Annotated in this window: 13 protein-coding genes; 8 read left to right on the forward strand and 5 right to left on the reverse strand. The window is 51.9% G+C overall.

The annotated features are described in order from the left end of the window. Positions 1 to 40: 40 nt before the first annotated feature. The 3 genes from BMW93_RS25290 to BMW93_RS25300 all read left to right on the forward strand — a co-directional run bounded on the left by BMW93_RS25290 (position 41) and on the right by BMW93_RS25300 (position 4,158). Complete coding sequence (locus BMW93_RS25290) at positions 41 to 2,410, forward strand: prolyl oligopeptidase family serine peptidase (protein ID WP_090382951.1); 2,370 nt, start codon at positions 41 to 43, stop codon at positions 2,408 to 2,410. Positions 2,411 to 2,472: 62 nt separating this feature from the next. Next, a complete protein-coding gene (locus BMW93_RS25295; protein ID WP_090382953.1) occupies positions 2,473 to 3,255 on the forward strand; it encodes a DUF1080 domain-containing protein in 783 nt (260 codons plus the stop codon). An 18-nt stretch (positions 3,256 to 3,273) separates the two neighbouring features. Continuing rightward, complete coding sequence (locus BMW93_RS25300) at positions 3,274 to 4,158, forward strand: cyclase family protein (protein ID WP_090382956.1); 885 nt, start codon at positions 3,274 to 3,276, stop codon at positions 4,156 to 4,158. 64 nt (positions 4,159 to 4,222) lie between these two features. Here the strand turns inward: BMW93_RS25300 and BMW93_RS25305 are convergent, their stop codons facing one another. Next, positions 4,223 to 5,512, reverse strand: coding sequence for a sorbosone dehydrogenase family protein (locus tag BMW93_RS25305; protein WP_090382958.1), 1,290 nt, complete (start codon positions 5,510 to 5,512; stop codon positions 4,223 to 4,225). 124 nt (positions 5,513 to 5,636) lie between these two features. Here BMW93_RS25305 and BMW93_RS25310 point away from each other — a divergent pair, with 124 nt between their 5' ends. The 4 genes from BMW93_RS25310 (at position 5,637) to BMW93_RS25320 (ending at position 9,431) form a co-directional block, all read left to right on the forward strand. Beyond that, positions 5,637 to 5,963, forward strand: coding sequence for a hypothetical protein (locus tag BMW93_RS25310; RefSeq protein WP_090382961.1), 327 nt, complete (start codon positions 5,637 to 5,639; stop codon positions 5,961 to 5,963). 112 nt (positions 5,964 to 6,075) lie between these two features. Then, positions 6,076 to 7,713 carry a T9SS type A sorting domain-containing protein gene (locus BMW93_RS25315; protein ID WP_090382964.1) on the forward strand — a complete coding sequence of 546 codons (1,638 nt, stop codon included), beginning with the start codon at positions 6,076 to 6,078 and terminating at the stop codon, positions 7,711 to 7,713. A gap of 119 nt (positions 7,714 to 7,832) precedes the next feature. Continuing rightward, the gene (locus tag BMW93_RS35280) at positions 7,833 to 8,030 is read left to right on the forward strand and encodes a hypothetical protein (RefSeq protein WP_143061723.1); all 198 of its coding nucleotides are present in this window, start codon (positions 7,833 to 7,835) and stop codon (positions 8,028 to 8,030) included. A gap of 222 nt (positions 8,031 to 8,252) precedes the next feature. After that, on the forward strand, positions 8,253 to 9,431 hold the full coding sequence (locus tag BMW93_RS25320; RefSeq protein WP_090382965.1) for an AGE family epimerase/isomerase: 1,179 nt from the start codon (positions 8,253 to 8,255) through the stop codon (positions 9,429 to 9,431). Here BMW93_RS25320 and BMW93_RS25325 read toward each other — a convergent pair whose 3' ends face one another. From BMW93_RS25325 to BMW93_RS25335, 3 genes are read right to left on the reverse strand one after another with little or no spacing between them, the layout of a single operon-like run. Continuing rightward, positions 9,432 to 11,606, reverse strand: coding sequence for a c-type cytochrome domain-containing protein (locus BMW93_RS25325; protein ID WP_090382968.1), 2,175 nt, complete (start codon positions 11,604 to 11,606; stop codon positions 9,432 to 9,434). It lies immediately after the preceding gene. A 45-nt stretch (positions 11,607 to 11,651) separates the two neighbouring features. Next, a complete protein-coding gene (locus tag BMW93_RS25330) occupies positions 11,652 to 13,106 on the reverse strand; it encodes a DUF1501 domain-containing protein (protein ID WP_090383294.1) in 1,455 nt (484 codons plus the stop codon). A gap of 32 nt (positions 13,107 to 13,138) precedes the next feature. Further along, on the reverse strand, positions 13,139 to 15,457 hold the full coding sequence (locus tag BMW93_RS25335) for a PSD1 and planctomycete cytochrome C domain-containing protein (protein ID WP_090383297.1): 2,319 nt from the start codon (positions 15,455 to 15,457) through the stop codon (positions 13,139 to 13,141). Positions 15,458 to 15,603: 146 nt separating this feature from the next. Between BMW93_RS25335 and BMW93_RS25340 the strand changes: the two genes are divergently transcribed. Continuing rightward, the gene (locus BMW93_RS25340; RefSeq protein WP_090382970.1) at positions 15,604 to 16,251 is read left to right on the forward strand and encodes a hypothetical protein; all 648 of its coding nucleotides are present in this window, start codon (positions 15,604 to 15,606) and stop codon (positions 16,249 to 16,251) included. Between the two features lie 50 nt (positions 16,252 to 16,301). Here BMW93_RS25340 and BMW93_RS25345 read toward each other — a convergent pair whose 3' ends face one another. Then, positions 16,302 to 18,080: a DUF885 family protein gene (locus BMW93_RS25345; RefSeq protein WP_090382972.1), complete on the reverse strand. Its 1,779-nt coding sequence runs from the start codon at positions 18,078 to 18,080 to the stop codon at positions 16,302 to 16,304. Positions 18,081 to 18,107: the final 27 nt, after the last annotated feature.

Here is an 18,107-nt window from a genome sequence, read left to right on the forward strand (position 1 = left end):
CGTAACATTTTATATATTGCTTCAAAAGTTGCACGTCGGAATGAAAAACCACATTTACAAACTCCTTCTTTTCACATCACTCTGTTATATCAATAACCTCCACGCCCAATCCCTCGCCCCGCTGACCGTCGAGAAAATCATGCGGGACCCGAAAATGTGGATCGGGACTTCGCCGACAGACATAACCTGGGCTGACGATTCCAAAACGGTGTATTTCAATTGGAACCCGGATAAAAACCCTTCCGATTCGCTGTATGCGTACTCGCTTGCAGGTAAGAAAATCAGTAAAGTAGCTCCGGCGGAAAGGCGACGACTGCCCGGCAAGAACGGTATTTACAACCGGGCCCGTACCATGCGGCTTTATGAGAAAAACGGGGACATTTTCATGATCAATTACAAGGATTTCGCGATCCGTCAACTGACGAATACCACTGAACGTGAGTCTGATCCGGCATTCGGCGTGGATGAAACGGCCGTTGTTTTCGAGCGCGGCAATAACCTTTTCAGCATTGCACTGGCTTCCGGGTTAGTCAGCCAGCTGACCGATTTCAAAACGGGCACTAAAAAGGCCGACGGCAAACCCGGCGAGCAGGAGCAATTTCTGAAAGCCGATCAGTTGGGTATGTTCGAGGTATTGAAAGAAAGAAAAGATAAAAAAGATGCAGGCAAAAAGGTTACGGAAGCCGACAAACCGGCCAGACCGAAGGAAATCCACCTCGGCGACAAGAATGTGACCAACCAGCGGGTAAGTCCCGACGGGCGGTTTGTTACCTACGCCCTTGTACAAGCGGACAAGTCCGCCAAATCCACGATTGTACCCAATTATGTAACGGAAAGCGGCTTTACCGAGGATATTTCAGCGCGGACCAAAGTCGGTGCGCCGGCTTCGGAGAGCGAGTTTTGGATATATGATGTGAAAAAGGATACCGCCAGAAAAGTCGCGACGAGCGATATTCCAGGCATTCACGACAAGCCCGATTACCTCAAAGATTACCCTAAACTGGATACCGCCTGGAAGAAAAAGGAACGGAAAGTCATTTTTCACGGACCATTCTGGTCGGATAACGGGCAGAATGCCGTTGTGATAGTCCGTTCGCTCGATAGCAAAGACCGGTGGATCATGTCGCTCGACCCGGCGACGCTTTCGCTGAAACTCCTCGACCGCCAGCGCGACGAGGCGTGGATCGGCGGGCCGGGCGTGGGCGGTTACCCGCAAAGCGCCGGGGAAATAGGCTGGCTCGACGACCAGACGATCTACTTCCAGAGCGAAGCTACCGGTTACTCGCATTTATATACATTCAATATTGCATCAGGTAAGAAAACCGCATTAACCTCCGGGCGGTTCGAGGTGCAGAATGTGGTGCTTTCGAGAGACAAAAAGGCCTTCTACCTCATTACCAACGAAGTACACCCGGGCGAACAGCACGTGTACCGCATGCCCGTGACCGGCGGCGCGCGTACCCGTCTCACGCACACGCCCGGCGCGCACGAGATGACGCTCTCGCCCGACGAAAAAAACCTGGCTATCCGACTCTCGAAAAGCACCGCGCCCTGGGAGCTCTATTTGCTTGATAATGCATCGGCAAAAAATGCGCAACCGGTTCAGATTACGCGTTCCGTTTCCCCCGAATTTTTCTCCTATCCCTGGCGCGAGGCGAAGGTCGTGACGATCAAAGCCACCGACGGTCAGGATATTTATGCGCGGGTTTATGAGCCGAAACAGTCGAACGGCAAGGCGGTGATATTTGTACACGGCGCGGGTTATTTACAAAATGCACACAAATGGTGGAGCCAGTATTTCAGGGAATACATGTTCCATAACCTGCTCACCGACAAGGGCTATACCGTGCTGGATATGGATTACCGGGCAAGCTCCGGCTACGGTCGCGACTGGCGCACCGGCATTTACCGCTTCATGGGCGGCAAAGACCTCACCGACCATACCGACGGCGCCCAATGGCTCGTAAAAACGTATGGCGTCGATCCGAAAAAGATCGGCATTTACGGTGGTTCGTACGGCGGCTTCATTACGTTGATGGCCTTGTTCACCACGCCCGACGTTTTCACGGCCGGCGCCGCATTACGCCCCGTAACCGATTGGGCGGCTTATAACCAGTCGTACACCGCCAATATCCTCAACGAGCCGCAAGCCGACAGTCTCGCTTACCGCAAGAGCTCGCCCATTTATCATGCGGCAGGTTTGAAAAACAATCTGCTGATCTGCCACGGTATGGTGGATGTAAATGTGCACTACCAGGACGTTGTGCGCCTTTCGCAACGACTGATCGAGCTGGGGAAAAACAACTGGGAGCTCGCCTCCTACCCCATGGAAGACCACGGGTTCGTGGAAGCATCGTCGTGGACCGACGAGTACAAGCGCATTCTGAAACTGTTTGAAGAGAAGTTATAGCGGGCGGGCGAGTATATTCTAAAATTTCAAGCCCTTATATCCAGCATAAAAACGACAACAATATGAACCGAAATTTCTCGAAGTTGAAAAGCATTTTCCTCGGCCAGGCACTCGCCATCGCATTCACCGGCCTCGCGTACGCACAGGTAGGCGTGGGTGTGAAGGCCCCCAAAGGCGCAGAAGTATACCTCGACGGCAGTCGCAAGATGCTCGACGAAAAATGGATTTACTGGGAAGGCCCGCGCTTTGCGGCCAAGCCTCCAATCAAATGGACGGTCGTGAACGACCCGGTGGATAAGGGTACGGTGATCAACTGTAACGATCCGGCGTCTGCGGGTGGCTTGTACGGCTCGGCGGATATTGTTACCAAAAAGCAGTTCAAGGATTTCCGCGCGCATGTGGAGTTCCTGATCACGAAACCCGGTGGAAACAGCGGCGTTTACCTCCAAAACCGTTACGAGATACAGGTGCTCGATGGCGATACCACCTCGCACGGGATGGCTGCGGTGATCAATGAATCCAAATCGCCCTATTATGCCTACAATGGCATCGGGAAGTGGAATTCGTACGATATTCAGTTCCGCGCGGCCCGTTTCAAAGACGGCAAACTGGTTGAGCAGCCCATGGTTACCCTGTATTTTAATGGTAAAAAAGTGCATACCAACCAGAAAATCAGCCAGGTTTGGGGTGGTAAAAACTCGGGTATCGATGGCGGTAACGACGGTGGTAAGGGCATTACCGACACGCCGGGCGGCCTGAAACTGCAATCGGAAGGCCACGACGTGTACTACCGCAATATCTGGATCAAGGAAACGAACCTGGACAAGCCGGACACCAACTTCTGATACACATTTTTGTAACCTATGGATCACAGGGTAGTTTTTGACTTTAATATTGAATTTACCAACGGCGGGGGCATTCAGGGACAGGATTTCCGGCTCGATATCGCCGGAGAAACCATCACCGACGCCGAACTGGCGGACTATATTATCAAAGACCTGCGGCTGTTAATGGTCGGGAAAGTCGAGATCCTCAATAAGTTCTACATTCAGGAAAAACATAAACGGCAGCCCGTAAACCAGCCGTCGCCGGAACTGCTTATTGATCTGAGCCATACGATTTTTGATGGGTTGATCACCTACAAGGGCCTTCCGGCACCGGTAATCTGCGATTTTCTCAGTCGGGAAGATTCAAAAGGCCGGTACGAAGAAGGTACCGAGTTCCAGATCGGGAAAATCGAAATGGTGAGCAATACCGGCACCTACATCGACTGTCCCTTTCATCGCTATGCGCATGGAAAAGACCTTTCGGAGGTAGCGCTGGAAGCATTTGCAAACCTCGATGCGATCACGATCTCTGCGATCGGCGTATTGGAAATAGGTATTGAATTTTTTCAAAACCTCGAAATCCGCAACAAGGCGGTGATCGTGCACACCGGCTGGTCGAAAAACTGGAACACGGAAGCCTATTTCGAAAACCACCCGTTCCTCACGCGCGAAGCGGCCGAATACCTGCGAGACTGCGGCGTTAAACTCGTGGGTATCGACAGCCACAATATCGACGACAACCGCGGTAACAGCCGCCCGGTACACACCATTCTGCTGGGTGCCGAAATCCTGATATGCGAGCACCTGTGCAATCTGGACAAGCTACCGGCATCGGGCTACCTGTTCAGCGCGGTACCGCCGAAGTTCAAGGGAGTTGGCACATTCCCGGTAAGGGCGTTCGCCACTTTGCCGAAAGCGTGATTGTCAGTCTGACCGAACCCGGTCGCCGGGCGCTCAGACTGACATTTATTTTACTTCTTCCAGCCTACTTCTTACTATAAGCAATCTTGAAAATAGTACCATTCAGGTCGTCGGTCACGTATAGTGCGCCGTCGGGTCCCTGCGCGAGGCCGCACGGGCGGTGCTGAATGGGGCCGGTCGGTTTGGCCAGGTCGGTACCTGCGAAATTGTCCGCAAAAATCTCCCATTTACCCGGCTTGCCATTTACAAACGGCACAAATGCCACGAGGTAACCTTTTTTCAGCTCCGACGACTGGCTGTGAAATGCAATGAATGCGCCGTTGCGGTAACGCGCCGGGAACATATTGCCGGTGTAGAACATCAATGCATTAGGCCCCAAATGCGCCGGGAAAGCCACCAGCGGATTGACCGTCTTTTCGCCGCCCGTCTTCTTGCCATCGCCGCCGTACTCGGGCGCGAGCATTTTTTTGTTCTGAAAATGATCGTAATAAATGTACGGCCAGCCCGCGTCGTCGCCCTCTTTCAGCCGGTATAGCGTTTCGGATGGCAGCTCGGCGCTGTGCTTCGGCGTGTAATATTGAGGGTACATGTCGTCGAACTTCCCGCGACCGTGCGTAGTGGCATACAATGCATTGGTTTTGTTGTCCCAATCGATCCCAACGGCGTTTTTCACACCCGTAGCATAGCGCGTACCGTCGGAAAACTGCTGATTGAGCTGCCCGGCCTTGAAACGCCAGATCCCGCCCGCCGAATCGAGGATCGAGCAGGGCGACATACCTTTGGCCGAGTTTGCCGCGCGGCAGTTGTCGTTATAGGAACCCACCGTTACGTAAAGATTCCCTTTGTTATCCAGGGCAAGCGGCTTTGCGTTGTCGCGGCCGTGGTCGGTTAGCCCGCTGATAATGCTCTCGGGTTTATCAAAATCGATGATTTCGTCCTTTTCGTTCAGCTTATATCTGAAAACGCCTTTATTCGAAGAGCTGTACAAAAAGCCATCCTTGATCGCGATGCCGGTACCGGGGTAATCGCCGAAAAGTTTTTGCTCGTCGATCGCGCCGTCTCCATTGGTATCGCGCAGGAGGTAAAGGCCCTTGCCGTCTTTGAGTTTGGAAAGCTTTACATACATGTCGCCGTTTTTACCCACCACCATATGCCGGGTAGCGCCGAGGTCGGTAGCCAGTATTTTGGCCGAAAAGCCTGCGGGCAGTTTCAGTTCTTTGGCATCAACAGGCGTGTAGAGGGCTGATTTTTCGAGGGTTTCGCTACGGTAACCGACCAGTACGGTAGCCGCTGCCAGGGTGGCAGCCGCGAGTACCGACAAGGCGCCGGCCGACCGGATTAAATTTCTTTGCATGCAATCGTAAAATTGGGTGAAAACAATTATTTTAGGTAAAAGCGTACGGGAACGCTTTTTTAACCAATACCCGAAAGCCGGAGTAACAACAACCCAATTTTAGTACCATTTAACCATTACAGCTATGGCCCCAAATGATCAAGACGACGAATTATATGATGATGACCTTCCCGGTAATTATCCGGCGGATGAAGATATTTTCCGCCAGGGCCTTATCGACCCGGACATAGATCCCGAGGACATATCCCGCGTGAAGCGCGAACTGGACATTGACGCCGATGACTGGAACGAAAAATCGTTCGAAGACGACCTCACCGGCGACGATCTCGACGTGCCTGGCTCGGAATACGATGATGAAGACGAGGAAATCGGCCGGGAAGACGAGGAAAACAACTATTACAGCCTCGGTGGCGACAACCACGAGAGCCAGGAAGAAAACCAGGGTGACTGATATGCCAATTTCGCATTATTATCAATAAATCAATAAGTTATAGGAATATTTTGAAGATTTTGTAACTTGAATTAGCGTTACGAACAGTTCTCTTCAATATATTCCTATAACCATGAAAAGACGTTTACTATTACTCGCCTTCGCATTGCTACTGCTGCGCATGCCAGCCTTGGCGCAGACCTGCGGATCGCTTAACAACACCATCACATTAAGCTCGCAGGCACAGGTGAATGCCTTTTCAACCACCTATCCGGGTTGTACCCAGGTTTTGGGCGATATTCGCGTGGAAGGCGCGGATATTGTCGATCTGAATGGGTTAACGAACATTCAGCAAATCGACCGAAGCCTGTGGATCATCAACAATCCGTTGCTAACGAATATGAGCGGGCTGTCCAACCTGAAATCGACCATGGGGTTTCAGTTAACCAACAATCCGTTGCTTACAAATTTCGCCGGGCTCGAATCGCTTGAGTCGGCTGGCATCACTGTTTCGAACTGCCCTGCCATCAATTCGCTTTCAGGGTTACAAAATGTCAAAAATTTAACCTCGCTTCATCTGACGAACACCACCATCGCGGATTTCAAGCCATTGACTTCTCTCGAAAAATTGGGATATGTTTCGCTCTCTGCACCCAACCCAAACATCAAAAACTTTGACGGGTTGCAAGGACTGACCGAGCTCGGGGGATTCCTCGTCGCCCAAGGCATGCACATCGATGATTTCAAAGGCCTCGATAACGTTACAAAACTGGGTGCTGCGGATTTTTGGGGAACCTTCGGCAGCTTGCAGGGACTCAACAAGGTGGATACAATTTCGTCCTGGCTGGTTTTTTTTCCAAATACCAATGTGCCGAACCTGAAAGGTTTCGATTCGCTGAAATTTGTAGACATGTTGATTATTTCGGGACCCTCTTTTACCAGTTTAGAAGGCCTGGAATCCCTGACAACGGCTTTATCATATATCAGGGTGGTAGACACACAGATAACGAGTTTCAAAGGATTGGGTAACTTGGAAAATCTCTACCTGGAAGCAACGGGGAATGCCGCATTAGTTAGCCTGGAAGGTTTCGAAAATGTTCATTTTAGCAATTTAATCCTCGCGGGCTCGCCACTACTAACGCAATGTGCCGTTCCGAGTGTGTGCATGGCCATACACGACAAAGCGCTCGCCATCGGGAATAACGGTACCGGCTGCAATTCTGTGGAAGAAGTCAGGGAAACACCCCTTTGCCAGGAAATACTCCCGGTGACGCTGCTTTCCTTCCGCGGCCTTCGCACGCCGGAAGGCAACAAACTCATTTGGGAAACAACCTCGGAAACCAATAACAAGGGGTTTGAGATTCAGCGGAGCCACAACGCCAGGCAGTTCGAAACGATTGGCTTCGTGACGGGCAGCGAGGATGGGAAAAGTCTACGTACGTACGCATTCACCGACCGTGCGCCTGCGAGCCCCATTACCTACTACCGCCTCAAACAGCTCGACCACGACGGACAATTCGAATATTCAAGCCTGATCGCGATCAAGGAGGGGCATCTCGCATCGACCATTTACCCCAATCCCGTCCGCGGCCGGCTTAACGTAAAGACTCCCAACACCGCCCAGCCTTTCAATCTCAAAGACCAGACCGGCCTTACCGTCATGGAATCATCCGTCCTCCCTGCCAACGGCATTGATACCAGCCATTTGCAGAGCGGCTTATACTTTTTAAGTGTGGGAGAAGAAGTATTCAAAGTGGTGGTGCAGGATTAAGTCGGGTATGGGGATAATGCTGGTCCCTTTCACGGGAAATCCATATCTTATATTTCAACTTAATGCTATATACCGCTATGCTTGAAACTAAAGGCACTGATCAAAACGGGTGAATCCAGTTGGATTCAAATCGTCGCATCGCATCCCCATCAAAAGTGATCGTCGCATTTCCTGAAATCGAAGTTGCTCCGCCCGCTAAGACAGATGAAAATACGCTTCTATGGAGCGACTTTTCTTTCGACAAAAGCCGGCAGCTATTGAAAAACCTCAAAGGTTCTCTGTCCGACGAAATTATCTCCGAAAGACGAAATGATTAGTGCTGAATGCGTACGGCATGGACGGTCTGCGATCTGCGGATAGCATACAACTGGCCACGGCAGTAGCGCTTAAAGGCACGGCCGATGTGTTTGTGACCTCGGACAAATTGCTGCAATCACTGCTAGACAAAGAACGGTTAGCGACAAAGCCCGCTTAGCGATTGACCAACAAGTATGAATGCGCCAAGCCTTGCTTTTCCCTGAAAAAACCAACCCGGAACCATGGCCGCATTTACGCCCGAAGCATTTAAGAAAGAGTTTATTGCGATTCTCGATTATTGGGAAAAATACGGGCCGGATCCCGAGAGGGGCGGGTTTTATGGAAGGGTTAATTATGAAAACCAGCCGGTGAAGGATTCGGCGCGGTCGGTAGTGCTGACGGGACGGCTTTTGTGGACGTTTTCGCTGGCGCACCGGTTGTTGAAAGAAGCTAAATACCTTACGCTCGCAGACCGTGCTTACCAGCAATTGGTCAAAAACTTCTTCGATGCCGAGCATGGCGGCGTGTATTGGTCGGTGAATGCGGATGGCTCGCCATTGGAAACCAAAAAGCAGATTTACGGCAATGCGTTTGCGATGTACGGACTGGCCGAGTATTACCGCGTTACGCATTTCAAACCTGCGTTGGAAAAAGCCCAATCCCTTTTTGAAGTGATTGAAAAGTACGCATTCGATCCGGTTAATGGCGGTTACCGTGAGGCATTTGCGCGCGACTGGTCGGCGACGGACGATTATATTTTGAGCAAAAGTCCGTGGATCAAGAGCATGAACACGCATTTGCACCTGGTAGAAGCCTATACCAACCTGTACAGCGTATGGCCCGATGCGAAGCTCAAAAAACAAACTGCCGGAATGCTCGACGTCATCATCACGCACATTGTGAACCCGAAAACAGAAACCATGCAGCTGTTTTTCGATGAAAAGTGGAAAGCCAAGGACAATATCGTCTCATTTGGGCACGACATCGAGGCCTCGTGGCTGCTTTTTGAAACGGCGGAGATATTGCACGACGAGAAGCTGATCGCCCGGATGAAAAAGAAATCCATCGCCATGGCGACTACGGCTTCCAAAGGCCTAGGGCCGGACGGCGCGTTGAACTACGAATACGACCCGGAAACGAAACATACCCAGACCGACCGTAGCTGGTGGGTGGCAGCGGAGCAGCTCGTGGGCTTTTATAATGCATATCAACTCACGAAAGACCCTCAGTTTAAAACCAAAGCCGAAAAAAGCTGGGATTACATCGTCAACGAGTTCGTCGACCACGAGCGGGGCGAATGGTTTGGTACTGTAAAAGAGGACGGTACGCCGGTGAAGGGCGATAAGATCAACTTCTGGAAATGCCCCTACCACAATGCTCGCGCCTGCGCGGAAATGTGGCGCAGGCTCGGCAAAGCGTAATTAATTCAAAAACATTTCGTCGACAAGCAGCAATGCGCGCTTGTCTTTGCTGCGGTGCCACGCTGGTATTTTGCTGAGCGGCTTAGCTACTATTTTAATGTAGGACACCTGCTGCGGTTTAAACGATCCCGCCACACTTTGCAGCGACGCCCTCTCCCCTTTCACCGGCATCGGCGCCTTGAACTTCGTGAGCAGTTTCATATTATCGCGCGTGGTACCGCCCCATATTTCGACAAGCTCCGGCGGAAAAATGCCTGTATCCTCCTCCACCATGTAGCGCACGCCCAGCGACGACAGCATTACAGGCTTCTTGAATTCCGACACAAATGCCATGTCGTTGTCTCTGACCCCCGCCCAGTTATTGGCCCAGGCAGGATTGTTGGCACCGATAACACCCAGTTTATGATCAAAGAACGTCTTCACGCCCTCGGCCTGGTGCACCCGGTTTAATGGAGCGAGTAATGTGCCGCTATCCGGTTGGTAGGCGCTTTTGTAGTAATCGAAAGTAATCATATCGCTGCCATACCAGCCATTCTTATAGGCCTTGGCGCGGATGCTCGTATTGCCGTTGATCACCGTTTTATGGTCTAGCAATGGAGATTTGATGCTATCCGGCTCCGAGCCGTCCATCGTGAAACGCACATCGACGCCCTTGATCGGGTGCTGAATGTCCACCACGAGTGACTGCGCGAAAATCGGCGAGGCGTTCTTCATTTGCGGCGGATTGAGTTTCAACGGGTTCTTGCCATCGTCTTTGAAACCTCCGATGATGGTCATGGCTTTGTTGGCCTGCTGCAATTGCTGCACATCTGCGGCAGATAGCTTCGTATCCCAAACGGCCACCGTTTTCACACTTTTCAATTGCGGCAGCAGCCCTTTCAAATCGTTCAGGCCGAGTTTGGTACCCGATAATGTGAGGTTTTGCAAATGCTTCAACCCTGCCAGTTCCTTCAAACCCGCCGCGCTGACGTCCGTGAAATTCAGGTCGAGCTTGCGGAGGTTTTCAAATTTGGAGACGCTTTTCAAATCGGCATCTTTGACAGGCATTTTATTCAAATTCAATGAAATAACCTGCTTGCGAATGTCACCGAGCTCGTCAAGCTGGCCCACATTATAGGCTGATGCATTGTAGATGTTCACCGCCAATGCGGGTGATTCGCGTGCGAGCGGCAGAATCGTCCGGTAGTCGGTATTCAAAGCTTTGACCTTGTCCTCGTCGGCAGCCGGGAAATCGTATTCCTCCTCGTGAGACTGCGGTTGCAGGAATGCCGTGGCCAGCATTCGGAGGGAATCAGAGGCAGGCAAATCGGTCAGTTTTTTATTAAAATCCGCTTTCTGTTTCACCCATAATGTGAGCAGCGAGATTTCCTGCAAGGTAAGCTGCGCCTTTCCGGATGGCGGCATATGCTTTTTCTCTTCCATCGGTAAATGCACCCGTTGCAGCAGCAGGCTCATTTGCGGATTGCCGGGTACCAGCAACTTGCCCGATTTCCCGCCCTTCATGATCGATTGCGGGTCGGTCAGGATGAGCTCACCTTTAAGTTTGTCGGGGTTATGGCAGCTTGTACATTTCTGTTCAAGAATCGGGCGGATTACATTAGTATAAACAACCGCCTTCTCCAATGGCACTTCCGCTATTTCCTTTTTACTCGAAATGGGCTCCCATATGAAATTGCTCCCATGCGTGAGCGCGGCTCCGTAATGCCCGGTGAGCACGAGCGCTACCACCGTCAGCAATGCACCTGCCTTCGCTGTGACCGATTTGTACCACCGGGCATTCCGAACCCAGTAGATCATCGATGCGAAAAAGAAAATGCCCGCGCCTGTCCATTTGTGGTAGGTGAGCGTAGCGCCTTCATAGCCTTCCTCCCGCGACAAAAACAGGCCCATGATCACCGTCACAGCCGCGAAAAGCGCGCCTATGAGCAGCAAGCCTTGCAGAAAGTTGCGGTAAAACGCATTGCCCGCATATTCCGGTCTGAAACGGAAGAATTCCAGCAGCATCGCCAGCAGCAGGATCACGATCGGGAAATGCAGGATGAGCGGGTGCATCCGGCCGATGGTTTGCAGCCACGCCGGGATCACGAGTTTGCCTTCGAAGAGCAGTAAAAACAGTATGAAAATGTTGGAAGCAACCAGTAACTGTTCCGCGAAAACCCTGAGTTTCAAATGCATTTAAAATTCCACCAAAAATTGACCAATGAAACAACTCTCAAAAAATCAGCTGATAATATCGCGGACCACCTTGCCCGAAACATCCGTGAGCCGGTAGCGGCGCCCCAAATGCTTGAATATCAACTTCTCGTGATTCAGGCCGAGCTGATGCAGGACCGTAGCCTGGAAATCGTGCACATGCACCGGGTCTTTGGCAATGTTGTAGCCAAGCTCGTCGGTTTCGCCGTATACGATGCCGGGTTTGATACCGCCGCCAGCCATCCAGATCGTGAAGCAACGCGGGTGGTGGTCGCGACCGTAGTTTTCAGGGGTCAGCTTGCCCTGCGTGTAGCTCGTCCGACCGAACTCGCCGCCCCATATCACGAGCGTTTCATCCAATAATCCTCTCTGTTTCAGATCCGTCACCAATGCAGCGGATGCCTGGTCGACGTCCATGGCCTGTTTGGTGATTTCAAATGGCAGGTTACCGTGCTGGTCCCAGCCCTGGTGATAGAGCTGCACAAACCGCACGCCGTTTTCGGAGAGTTTCCGTGCGAGCAGGCAGTTGGCCGCGTACGTACCCGGCACGAGGCATTCGGGACCGTACAGTTTGATAATATCATCGGACTCCTTAGACAAATCCATGACCTCGGGCACGGCAGTTTGCATGCGGTAAGCCATTTCATATTGCTTGATTTTCGCCGCAATCTCCGGATCGCCGAATTCCTGATACGACAGGTCATTCAGTTCCGAAAGTTTGTCGAGCATATCGCGGCGCTCTTTCCGGTCCATTCCGTCGGGATCGCGCAGGTAAAGCACGGGGTCTTCGCCCTTGCTGAACTGCACGCCCTGGTGTACCGAATCGAGGAAACCGTTGGACCATAATTTGGAATACACCCCTTGCCCGTTACCCACGCCGCGGGAGAGCAATACTGTGAAATTCGGCAGGTTTTTGTTCTCATTACCAAGGCCGTAACTCAGCCAGGAACCCATACTGGGCCGGTTGCCTTGCTGCGAGCCGGTTTGCAGAAATGTCAATGCGGGATCGTGGTTGATCGCCTCGGTGTACATCGAGCGGACAAAGCACAGGTCGTCCACGATTTTGGAAGTATAGGGCATGAGGTTGCTCACCCACGCCTGCGACTGGCCGTATTGTTTAAAATCCACGAAAGACCCCACGAGCGGGAATGACGCCTGATTGGCCGTCATACCGGTAAGCCGCTGCGTACCACGCACGGAAGGCGGTATTTCCTGGCCGAACATTTCGCGGAGCTTCGGTTTGTAATCAAAGAGCTCCTGCTGCGAAGGGGCGCCATTTTGGAATAAATAGATTACCCGCTTGGCTTTGGGTGCGAAATGCGGGATTCCGGGCGCCAGGCCTTCTTCTTCCAATCCACCGCCTTTCAGCAGGTCGGGCATGAGCAGCGAGCCTAATGCCACGCTTCCGATCCCGAGACTCATCGTGGAGAGGAACCGCCGCCTGTTGAAACTGAATCCGTGTTCAATGATTTCCTTTTCCATAGTCATCCGTCGCCGTTCATGCCGGCTTTGGTTTATGATTTTGTAATGGTTTCTTCGAGATTGTAAATCGTGGAAATGACGCGCATCAATGCTGCCTGCGCTTTTTTGTCCACGTTTTTGGTCAGTGGGTACTCCCCTACCATGACCATCTTATCGGCCTTTTGGGGCTGGATTTCCTTCAATTCCTTCGCATAATAGCCTGTGAGGACTTCCAGTTCCTTCTGGCTCGGGGTACGGCAGACGATCTGCCTGAATGCCTTCGTAATCCTGGCTTCGGTACTGGTCTTTTCCTGCAAAAGCCTTCCGGCGAGCACGCGCGAGGCTTCCAGCACCGTCGGGTCGTTCATCATCACTAGTGCCTGCAACGGTGTATTGGTTTTCAGGCGCCTTACCTCGCATAAATCGCGGTTACTGGCGTCAAAAATCGCCATCGTAGGCGGTGGAACGGTGCGTTTGATGAGCGTGTACATGCCGCGGCGGTACAAACTTGCTCCGTGGTCCTGATTGTATACCGATAGCAACCCACGCCCCGAAGTGGCGCCTTCCCAAAGTCCGGCGGGCTGGTACGGCTTCACGCTCGGGCCTCCGATGGTGCGGTTGAGCAAGCCGCTGCTCGCGAGCACAAGGTCTTTCACAAATTCCGCGTGTATGCGGTAGCGCGATCCGCGCGCGAGGTACACATTATCCGGGTCGCGTGCGAGGTGCTCCTTCGTCACCACCGCCGATTGCCGGTAGGTAGCCGACATTACCATTTGCTTCACAAACCGTTTGATATCCCAGTTGTGCTCCATGAAATCCACGGCCAGCCAGTCGAGCAGTTTCGGGTGCGTAGGCAGCTCGCCTTGCATACCGAAATCACCGGAGGTTTTTACAATGCCCCTTCCAAAGAATTCCTGCCACAGGATATTAACATACACCCTGGCGGTCAGCGGATTGCGCTTATCAAACAGCCATTGCGAAAGCCCCAGCCTGTTTTTAGGATATTTTTGATCAAATGGCAGGATAGCGGTTGGCGTACCGGCCTGCACTTCCTCGCCGAGCGCGTCATATGCACCTCGTTTGAGGACATAAGTTTTTCGCAGCGTGTCCAGATCGCCCATGACCGACACGATGAGCCGGTTGGTGTCCGGCTTGTTAATAAATGTCAGGATGTTCTTGACCTCGTCGTTACTGATTTCCATCAGCGGTTTCTTTGCATAAGTCTCCGGCCCGCCGATCACCGATTCGATACCCACCTCATTCACATTATTGAAGAATGCGAACATCTGGTAATATTCCTTTTGCGAGAACGGGTCGTATTTATGGTCGTGGCAATGCGCGCATTCGAGCGTTACACCCAATAACCCCTTACCGAACAGGTCGTTACGATCGGTCACGTACATAATGCGGTATTCCTCGGGGATCACGCCGCCCTCTTCGGTGATTTTGTGGTTGCGGTTGAAACCTGTTGCCAGAAGCTGCTCCTTCGAAGAATTGGGAAGCAGGTCACCAGCCATTTGCCAGGTCACGAAATCGTTGTAATGCATGTTTTTATTAAAGGCGTGGATCACCCAGTCGCGCCAGGGCCATTGGGTACGGTAGCCGTCGTCCTGGTAGCCGTGCGAGTCGGCATAGCGGGCGAGGTCGAGCCAGTGGATCGCCATTTTTTCCCCGTAAGTGGGGTTGGCGAGCAGCTTATCTACTACTTTTTCGTACGCATTCGGGCTGTTATCGGCCATGAACTCGTCCATCAACTGCAAGCTTGGCGGCAGGCCGTTCAAATCGAGGCTCAGGCGTTTCAGCAAGCGTTCCTTATCCGCTTCGGCGCTCGGTTCGAGACCTTTCTGTTCCTGCTTTTCGAGAATGAAATAGTCGATATCGTTTCTGGCCCAATCCTTGTGCTCCACCTCGGGCAGTTTCGGCTTTTTGGGCGCTACAAATGCCCAGTGCTTTTCGTATTTCGCCCCCTGTTTGATCCATTTGCCGATCAGGTCGATCTCCCGCTCCGACAGTTTGAGGTTGGATGCAGGCGGTGGCATGCGGAGTGTCGTATCCTCCGTCGTAATGCGCAGGTACACCGCCGATTGATCGGGCTTGCCGGCTATCAGCGCATGGGCTTTGGGATTGTCCTTCAATGCAGCGAATGCACTTTTGGGATCGTCCAGGCGCAGGCCCGCTTCCCGCTTGTTCGCGTCGGGACCGTGGCAGGCCAGGCATTTGTCGGAAAGAATGGGCCGAATGTCGAAATTGTAACTCACCTGCTCGGGCAGTTTCTCCTCAGCAGGGCTTCCGGGGTTGTTGTTACAAGACTGGAAGCTCAAAGCAGTGACCACCGCCCCGGTCAGCAGCAAAAAACTGGTCCTCAAATTCATCATCTTGGGTTCAGGTTCATCAATCACACTTTTTAGTTAGTATATAAACTTAACTAAAAAAATGTACATTTATTGAAGCAATAATGCCAATTAAGCACTAACAACTGTCCTGTGCTATACTGTTCCTATTCCATTTATTTTCTCCTATGAAGCAAAGAACTTTTTTACCTATTCTACTGACAATTATTGTGTTGGCAAGCTTCGCTCCGGCCAAAATAGGCCTTTTTGAGGCAGGAAAGGACATCGGCAACCCCAAGTTGACAGGTTCTTCGGCTTACGACCCGTCCACAAAGACCTACACGATGAAAGGCGGGGGCTACAACATCTGGTTCGATCGCGACGAGTTCCAGTACCTCTTCCGCGAAATGGATGGGGATTTCACCGTTTCCGCCGACTTCGAATTCGTTGGAAAGGGCCAGGACGGCCATCGGAAAGTGGGCTGGATGGTCCGGGAATCGACCGACGACAATGCCTCGCACCTGAGCGCGGTCATTCACGGCGACGGGCTCACCGTGCTGCAATGGCGCGTGAAGAAAGGGGATAAAATGCGCGACCCGGAAGACGAGATTTTCAGTAAGGAAAAAACCATTCAAACCATCGAAGTAAGCCGCGAGGGCAGCACTTACATGATGCGCGGGGCGGCGAAGGGCAAGCCGCTGCAATTAATAGGCACCCACGAAATGTCCAATTTCGGAAGCAAGGTGTTGGTAGGGCTGTTTATATGTTCGCACAACCCCGACGTGCTCGAAGAAGCGCGGGTAAGCAACGTCGTCGTTCAAAAAGGCAAAAAGTGAGGGAATACGAAAAGAGCAACGCCGTTGCCGGCATTGCTCTTTAAACTTAATTATTTACCAGCCTGTATCCAGGCATTGGCTTTATCTTCGAGCAGTTTCAGCGGTACGCAGCCCGATTCCAACACCAACTTGTGGAATGCGCGGATATCGAATTTTGTACCCATTTCCTTCTCCGCTTTGGAACGCAATTCCCTGATTTTCAACTGACCGATTTTGTACGACAATGCCTGCCCGGCACCGGCCATATAACGCTCCACTTCCGCGGTAATGCTCTCCTCCGATTCAGCTTCGTGATCCAGCGAATATTTGATGGCCTGATCGCGCGTCCAGCCCTTGGAATGCAGGCCGGTGTCGACTACCAAACGGATCGCCCGGTGCATTTCGGCGCTCAGCATGCCGAAATATTGGTAAGGGTCGGTATAAAGCCCCAGTTCCTTGCCCAGCGACTCGGTATACAATGCCCAACCTTCGCCATAAGCGCTGTACCAAAGGTTTTTACGAAATTCCGGCAACGCCGTATTTTCCTGTTGTAATGAAATCTGGTAATGGTGCCCTGGTATGGCTTCGTGCAGGAAAAGGCTTTCATCTGAAACGATATTATATTCTTTGGCATCCGGCACCGGCACATAAAAAATCCCCGGACGTGAGCCGTCAGGCAAACCCGGATTGTATTCGGCAGACGCCGATGCTTCGCGGAATGCCTCCGTCCTGCGCACTTCGAAAGGCGTTTTCGGGGTGAGTTCGAAAAGCTTCGTGAGGTTAGGTTTCATCCGCTCGTGGATCTCGTTGAAATGCGTGATCACCTGTTCGGCCTTGGTAAATGGCATCAGCTTCTTGTTGGCCCTCACCGCATTGAAAAACGATTTGAGGTCGCCCTGGTAACCTACCTGCGCCTTCACCTTCTCCATTTCCGCCGAAATCCGCGCTACTTCCTTCAATCCGGTCTGGTGGATTTCTTCCGCCGTCAGCTCGGTGGTAGTGTAGTATTTGATAAAGTAATTATACAAAGCCTTACCATTAGGAAGCGCCGAAAAACCATCGGTCATCCGGCCTGCGGGGAGGTATTCCTTTTGCATAAAAGCATGCATTTTTTCGAACGTCGGAATGATTTTCGATTCCACCATTGCCGCATATTCCTTTTCAAGCCTTGCTTTGTCCTCGTCGGAAAAGTCTTTCGGAAAATTTTTGACAGGGGAATAAAAGAGGTGTTCTTTCACAGGCCCGTGATCCATATCGGCGAACTGCGGGATCACCTTGTTAATCAGCGGCGCAGGCAAAACGTAACCAAGCTTTATCCCCTTGCGCATATTCACGACCGCCGTATCGCACCACACGACGAAACCGTCCACGCGTTTCAGCCAGTTATCGTAATCCTTCACGGTCTTGAACGGCTGCAAGCTGCTTCCACTCGCCATTTGCCCGATCATCAGGTGTGTCGAGAAAATCTGGTTGATCGGCATCAGTTCCACCGGGTATTTGAGGCCTTCCAGGTTAATGCTGCATTCCCATTCAATCAGGTCCCAGCTCACTTTTTCTTCTTCCGTGAGCTTTCCGCGGTCGTATTTGGCGAGTTCGTCCTGGTATTTCCTGTAAAAAGCGGTCATGCGCGACTTGCCCGCCTGCGAGAGATCGTCCGACATCTTGTCGTTGTAGCGGTTATCGCCGTTCATAGTCGCTTCCAGCGGGTAAAGGGGAAGCCTTTCTTCGTAGTAGCGGGCAAATACTTCACTAATCGGTGGCATAGTGCTTTCTGCTTTTTCTGATTTTTTCTGACAGGCCTGAATGAGCAGCACCGTCGCGACAAATGCGTAATAAACCAGTTTTTTCATGAATGATGGTAGTTGAGAATCTGTAAA

The organism is Dyadobacter sp. SG02 (assembly GCF_900109045.1).
Taxonomy (GTDB): Bacteria; Bacteroidota; Bacteroidia; order Cytophagales; family Spirosomataceae; genus Dyadobacter.

Coding starts and splice junctions, on each gene's coding strand:
- BMW93_RS25290 (WP_090382951.1), top strand. CDS start 41: ATGAAAAACCACATTTACAAACTCCTTCTTTTCACATCACTCTGTTAT.
- BMW93_RS25295 (WP_090382953.1), top strand. CDS start 2,473: ATGAACCGAAATTTCTCGAAGTTGAAAAGCATTTTCCTCGGCCAGGCA.
- BMW93_RS25300 (WP_090382956.1), top strand. CDS start 3,274: ATGGATCACAGGGTAGTTTTTGACTTTAATATTGAATTTACCAACGGC.
- BMW93_RS25305 (WP_090382958.1), bottom strand. CDS start 5,512: ATGCAAAGAAATTTAATCCGGTCGGCCGGCGCCTTGTCGGTACTCGCG.
- BMW93_RS25310 (WP_090382961.1), top strand. CDS start 5,637: ATGGCCCCAAATGATCAAGACGACGAATTATATGATGATGACCTTCCC.
- BMW93_RS25315 (WP_090382964.1), top strand. CDS start 6,076: ATGAAAAGACGTTTACTATTACTCGCCTTCGCATTGCTACTGCTGCGC.
- BMW93_RS25320 (WP_090382965.1), top strand. CDS start 8,253: ATGGCCGCATTTACGCCCGAAGCATTTAAGAAAGAGTTTATTGCGATT.
- BMW93_RS25325 (WP_090382968.1), bottom strand. CDS start 11,606: ATGCATTTGAAACTCAGGGTTTTCGCGGAACAGTTACTGGTTGCTTCC.
- BMW93_RS25330 (WP_090383294.1), bottom strand. CDS start 13,106: ATGGAAAAGGAAATCATTGAACACGGATTCAGTTTCAACAGGCGGCGG.
- BMW93_RS25335 (WP_090383297.1), bottom strand. CDS start 15,457: ATGAATTTGAGGACCAGTTTTTTGCTGCTGACCGGGGCGGTGGTCACT.
- BMW93_RS25340 (WP_090382970.1), top strand. CDS start 15,604: ATGAAGCAAAGAACTTTTTTACCTATTCTACTGACAATTATTGTGTTG.
- BMW93_RS25345 (WP_090382972.1), bottom strand. CDS start 18,080: ATGAAAAAACTGGTTTATTACGCATTTGTCGCGACGGTGCTGCTCATT.